Origin of the sequence: Arthrobacter sp. 35/47, assembly GCF_000520475.1 — a bacterium.
GTDB lineage: Bacteria > Actinomycetota > Actinomycetes > Actinomycetales > Micrococcaceae > Arthrobacter_D > Arthrobacter_D subterraneus.
The window spans coordinates 114,302-119,472 of the sequence record NZ_KI914616.1 but is presented as its reverse complement, the minus strand read 5'-3'; the positions used below and the strand labels follow the sequence as shown (position 1 = coordinate 119,472).

The 5,171-nt window shown below is 66.3% G+C and carries 7 protein-coding genes; 5 read left to right on the top strand and 2 right to left on the bottom strand.

The genetic code is table 11. The features are described 5' to 3' along the window. Together X803_RS20210 and X803_RS20205 are read left to right on the top strand one after the other, a co-directional pair. On the top strand, positions 1–514 hold a 514-nt coding region (locus tag X803_RS20210), incomplete at its 5' end, for a DUF1275 family protein (RefSeq protein ID WP_084033783.1). Positions 515–576: 62 nt separating this feature from the next. Then, positions 577–1,110 (top strand): DUF1275 family protein, encoded by a 534-nt coding sequence (locus tag X803_RS20205; protein ID WP_051470769.1) that lies wholly within the window; start codon positions 577–579, stop codon positions 1,108–1,110. On the opposite strand, the gene X803_RS0113885 is transcribed toward X803_RS20205, so the two are convergent. Next, entirely contained in the window at positions 1,107–1,844 is a 738-nt protein-coding gene (locus X803_RS0113885; protein ID WP_026545588.1) for a GAF and ANTAR domain-containing protein, read from the bottom strand. The two genes, X803_RS20205 and X803_RS0113885, sit on opposite strands and share 4 nt — an antisense overlap. Before the next feature lie 9 nt (positions 1,845–1,853). Beyond that, positions 1,854–2,459, bottom strand: coding sequence for a DnaJ family domain-containing protein (locus tag X803_RS0113880; RefSeq protein WP_026545587.1), 606 nt, complete (start codon positions 2,457–2,459; stop codon positions 1,854–1,856). Positions 2,460–2,611: 152 nt separating this feature from the next. Here X803_RS0113880 and X803_RS0113875 point away from each other — a divergent pair, with 152 nt between their 5' ends. The 3 genes from X803_RS0113875 to X803_RS21625 form a co-directional block, all read left to right on the top strand. Next, positions 2,612–3,655 carry an Ldh family oxidoreductase gene (locus X803_RS0113875; RefSeq protein ID WP_026545586.1) on the top strand — a complete coding sequence of 348 codons (1,044 nt, stop codon included), beginning with the start codon at positions 2,612–2,614 and terminating at the stop codon, positions 3,653–3,655. 59 nt (positions 3,656–3,714) lie between these two features. Then, a complete protein-coding gene (locus X803_RS0113870; protein WP_026545585.1) occupies positions 3,715–4,752 on the top strand; it encodes a sialic acid TRAP transporter substrate-binding protein SiaP in 1,038 nt (345 codons plus the stop codon). After that, positions 4,749–5,171 (top strand): TRAP transporter small permease (locus tag X803_RS21625; RefSeq protein WP_035779147.1); only part of this gene is annotated, 423 nt, incomplete at its 3' end. The genes X803_RS0113870 and X803_RS21625, both read left to right, overlap by 4 nt.

The window sequence follows — 5,171 nt, the reverse complement described above, 5'->3', positions numbered from 1 at the left end:
CTTCTTCATGGTGGGAGCCGTCCTCGCAGGCCGGCTGCTGCGCAAGGCGCCCGCCGGATGGTCCGGGCGCACCTCGATTGCATTCGGCTCGGTGGCCGTGGGCACCACGGCGATTGCCGTCGTCGTCGGCTTCATGGACGTGAACGCGGACGAGATTCTGGGCAGCGTCATTACCTCCGCCCTCGCCACGGTGATGGGAATCCAGGCAGCCGCTGCCAAGCGGCTGAAGGTCGCGGAAATCACCACCGTCGTGGTCACCTCGACCATTACCGGCCTGGCATCGGACTCGCGGCTGGCCGGCGGCAAGGGTGCCTTCTGGGCGCGCAGGGCGCTTGCGATCCTGCTGATCGGCCTCGGCGCGGTGGCAGGCGGGTTCGCCCTGCTGATCGATCTGTGGGTCGGCGTCGCCATTTCCGCCCTGCTCTCCGCGGTGGTCGCGGTGACCGGGCACGTGCGGTACCGCCGGGACCGGTCGGCGCTCCGGGATGCGGAACTGTCCGAGATGGCGGTCTAGGCGTCGAAGTGCGTGGTGGCGCTTGACTGGTTGACCTGTTCAACCACCGCCGCGGCGACGGCATGGAGCTTGACGTTCCGTGCACTGGAGGCGGCCTAGCCGTCCTCGCAGGCCGGCTGCTGCGCAAGGCGCCCGCCGGATGGTCCGGGCGCACCTCGATTGCATTCGGCTCGGTGGCCGTGGGCACCACGGCGATTGCCGTCGTCGTCGGCTTCATGGACGTGAACGCGGACGAGATTCTGGGCAGCGTCATTACCTCCGCCCTCGCCACGGTGATGGGAATCCAGGCAGCCGCTGCCAAGCGGCTGAAGGTCGCGGAAATCACCACCGTCGTGGTCACCTCGACCATTACCGGCCTGGCATCGGACTCGCGGCTGGCCGGCGGCAAGGGTGCCTTCTGGGCGCGCAGGGCGCTTGCGATCCTGCTGATCGGCCTCGGCGCGGTGGCAGGCGGGTTCGCCCTGCTGATCGATCTGTGGGTCGGCGTCGCCATTTCCGCCCTGCTCTCCGCGGTGGTCGCGGTGACCGGGCACGTGCGGTACCGCCGGGACCGGTCGGCGCTCCGGGATGCGGAACTGTCCGAGATGGCGGTCTAGGCGTCGAAGTGCGTGGTGGCGCTTGACTGGTTGACCTGTTCAACCACCGCCGCGGCGACGGCATGGAGCTTGACGTTCCGTGCACTGGAGGCGGCCTTCAGGATATTCACGGCCTCGTCCTGGCTGCAGCGGTTCTGGCCCATGATGATGCCCACAGCAATGTCGATGGTGGTGCGGTTTTCCATGGCGGCCGTGAGGTGCTGCCGCGATTCCATCAGTGAGGTCACACGGACTGCGATCTGGAGCGAGCGGGACGCCCGGCGGGCAAACTGCTCAGCGGCGTCGATGGCCTCGGGGCTGAAAGCGCCCGGCTCCTTGCAGTAGAGGTCCAGGCCGGCGTCGGCTTCGCCTTCCAGGAGAATCGGGACGCCGATCGCAGACCGCAGGCCATGACCTTCGACGGCGCGGGTGTACTCCCCGAAGCGTGACTCGGTGTGGAAATCCTCCACCACAACGGTGTAATGCTCCCGGGCCGCCCGCAGGCACGGCCCGTCATTGAAGGCGTACTGGACCTCATCCATGTTCCTGGCCTCCTGGCTGCTGCTCGCAACCGTCGCGGCGCGTTTGGGCCGCAGCAGGGTGACTGCCGAATAGATCTCCTGGCCGGTCAGCCCGGTCAGCTCACGTGCCGCGATCTTGACCAGGCCGTCGAGGAACTCCTCAATCTGGGCGCTCTCCAGGACAAGGTCCTGCAGTTCCCTGCGCACAGGGCTTTCCTCAACTTCATTAGTCATGACGGCACACTAGCACCGGTCACCCAACCCACGACGATGACGGCGCCACCACGGCGGGCGCCTCGCCTCCTGTGGGGTGGCTTCTTCCGCTGCCTGAGCCGCCCGGACGGCCCGGCGTTCACGCCAGCGTTCCACTTCGTGTTCGATGTCACGGGTTTTCGTGACGACAGGCGGCCCGCCCAGGAGCTGCCGACGCGCGTCAATGACCTGCCGGTTGAAGTCCTCGAGGATCTCGCGGACCCTCGACTCCTGATATTGCCTGTCCAGCATGCCGTCCAGCTCGGCGTCTTCCTTTCTCAACCGGAAGGGCGCCGGAGCCAGCCCGGAGAGCTGCTCCCGTTCGATCAGGCCCTTGACCCACCAGTCCGGGTCCAGTGAAGTGCCGAGCCCCGGGATGGGCTTGCCCGCATACTTGAGGTTGTCGAAGTCACCCCGGGCGGTAGCCTGCCGGATCTCGAAATCCGCTTTGGCCGCGAAATCGGTGATGCGGACCTGCTCTTCATCCTCGTCGTCGACCTGCTCCCTGGCCTCCGAAGCGCTGCTTCCCGAGCGGCGGGCGGCCCGGTACTCGGAGATACGTTCAAGCCGCCTGGCGCGTTCGCTCTGGTGGTTCATGGGTACCCGCTTCCCTGCCTCTTCCTCAAGTATTCCGAGGTTTCGAGGGACGGGGCAAGCGGCATTTCGAGGGTTGGAGGCTGCGGGGGTTGTGATCCCCCGCACTTTGTATATAGGATTCAAGTAATTCCTATATTGAAGGGTCTTCACCGTTGCATTCCCATCTGACTTTCTCCGCCGAGGAACTGTGCCGCCTCGCCGCCACGGTTCTGGAAACCCGCGGCGTCCCCTCGGATGACGCTGCCCTCACCGCCCGCTCACTGGTCCAGGCGGACCAGCGCGGTATTTTCTCCCACGGACTGCTGCGCCTGCCGCTGTATTCGGAAGCGCTCCGCCTCGGTGGGATCAATCCCGCTCCCTCGATGACCTTTTCCTCGGAACGAGGTGCCGTCGCCACCCTTGATGCCGATGGAGCACTCGGCCAGGTGGCCATGCAGGCCGCCGTCAACCGCGTCATCGAGGCCGGACGGAAGCACGGCATCGCCGCCGTGGCCATTTCCAACAGCAGCCACTACGGCGCCGGCGCGTTCTGGAGCGACCAACTCGCCGACGCCGGCTTCCTTTCCTTCATCACCTCTTCGACGGGACCGGTGGTTGCACCGCACGGCGGCCTCACCAAGGTGCTGGGCACCAATCCGCTGACGCTCGGTGCGCCCAGCGCTGACGGGTGGCCGCTCACGGCGGACCTGGCCACCAGCAACGGCGCCTACGGCAAGGTCATCGCCGCGAAGAATGAAGGACGGCCGCTCCCCGAGGGGTGGGCTGTCGACGCCGAAGGCAACCCCACCACCGATCCGGAAGCCGCCGCAGCTGGATCCATGATTCCTTTCGGCGGCCACAAGGGGTCAGCCGTCGCGGTGCTCCTTGAGGCTTTCGCCTCGTCCCTCACCACCGCAACGTACGCCTTCGAGACCGTCGACATCTGGTCCAACCCGGCATCCCGGATGAACAACGGGCACCTCGTCGTCGGAATCGACACCGAGGCGTTCGCCGGCCGTGCCTCCACCGAAGCGCGCATTGCGGACCTGCAGCAGCAGGTGCGCAATGCCGGTCCGGCAGGCAAAACGGTCCACGCCCCCGGAGATCCTGAACGGATCCGGGAAGTCGAAGCCGGTTCCACAGTGCAGTTGCCCGTCTCTACGGCGGACCAGCTGCGCGCACTCGCCCAGGAACTCTCCATCCCATCGATCCTCTGACCGCACAAGAAACTCATCACCCAACCGTTCACAACCGTATTCCCGGAAGGAATCCAGCAATGAAGCTCGAACACTCCACCCCCGCCCGCCGCCGTCGTTCCGCTGCCGCCCTCGGGCTCGCGGCAAGCGCCGCGCTCCTGCTTTCGGCCTGCAACGTCGGCACGCCGGTGGACCGCGACGAGGTTGCGCAGGCGGACACCGACGCGAAGACCCTCCGCCTGGCGCACGTGTACGACGCCGGCCACCCCGTTGAAGAGTGCGGCATCACCACACTGAAGGAGGAGCTCGACGGAAGCGGGCTGCAGATCGAAAGCTTCCCCGCCGCACAGCTGGGCAACGAGTCCGAATCGCTGGAGCAGGTCGCGTCCGGTGCGCTCGACATGGCCGTCGCCGGCCCCTCCTTCCTCGGAGTCTGGGAGGAAGACGCCGCAGTGCTGGACGGCGCCTACCTCTTCGAGGATGTTGACCACTTCATCGAAACCGTTGAGGGTGAGACCATGGCGGGCGTCTTTGACTCGCTCTATGAAAGCTCCGACATCAAGGTCCTCTCCAGCTGGTACTACGGAACCCGCCACGTCACCGCCAACAAGGAGATCAAGACCTCCGAGGACTTCGCCGGACTCAAGATCCGCACGCCGAACGCGCCGCTGTACCTGGAGAACATCAAGGCTATGGGCGGCACCGCCACCCCGATGGCGCTCGATGAGGTGTACCTGGCGCTGCAGCAGGGCGTCATCGACGCCCAGGAGAACCCGATCCCCACCATCTCCACCGCCAAGTTCAACGAGGTCCAGGACTACATCAACCTCACCGGCCACATGATCCAGGGCGTCCAGATCACCACCGGCCGCACCGTTTACGAAGGTCTCAGCGAGGAAGAGCGCGGTGCGCTCGAGGGCGCCATGGCGGCAGCAGCCGACGCCACCCGCGAATGCATCGAGGAGCAGGAACAGAGCATCCTCGAGGAGTGGAAGTCCGGCGACGGCATCCAGGTCAACGAGGACGTGGACCGCGAGTCCTTCGCGGCCGCCGCAGAGGAAGCCATGCTGCAGCAGCCCTGGGGTGAGCTGTACCAGGAAATCAAGGACGCCCGGTGAGTTCACGCCCTTCGCGTGCCGACGCGCTGAACGAGAACAACCTCTCCTCCGGCGCCCACGTCCCCCAGGAGCCGGATGAGCCGGACTACGCGGAACAGCGCAGCCGGCTCTACCGGGGGCTGGTCAACGTCGAGCGGGTTGCCTCCTGCGGCCTGCTGGTGGCGACCCTGGGCCTGATCGTGCTCCAGGTGGTGAGCCGTTACGTGTTCAACACCCCGTTCAGCTGGACCGAGGAACTCGCGCGTTTCGCACTGCTGTGGTTCACCTTTGTCTCCGCGGGCTTTGTGATGGCGCGCCGCATCCACATTGCGGTGGACCTGCTGGCCAGCAAGCTGGGGCGGGTCGGCACCATTGTCCTGGACACGTTCGCCATGACGGCGGTGGTGGTCACCGCCGCCGTCATGGCAGTGGCCGGCGCA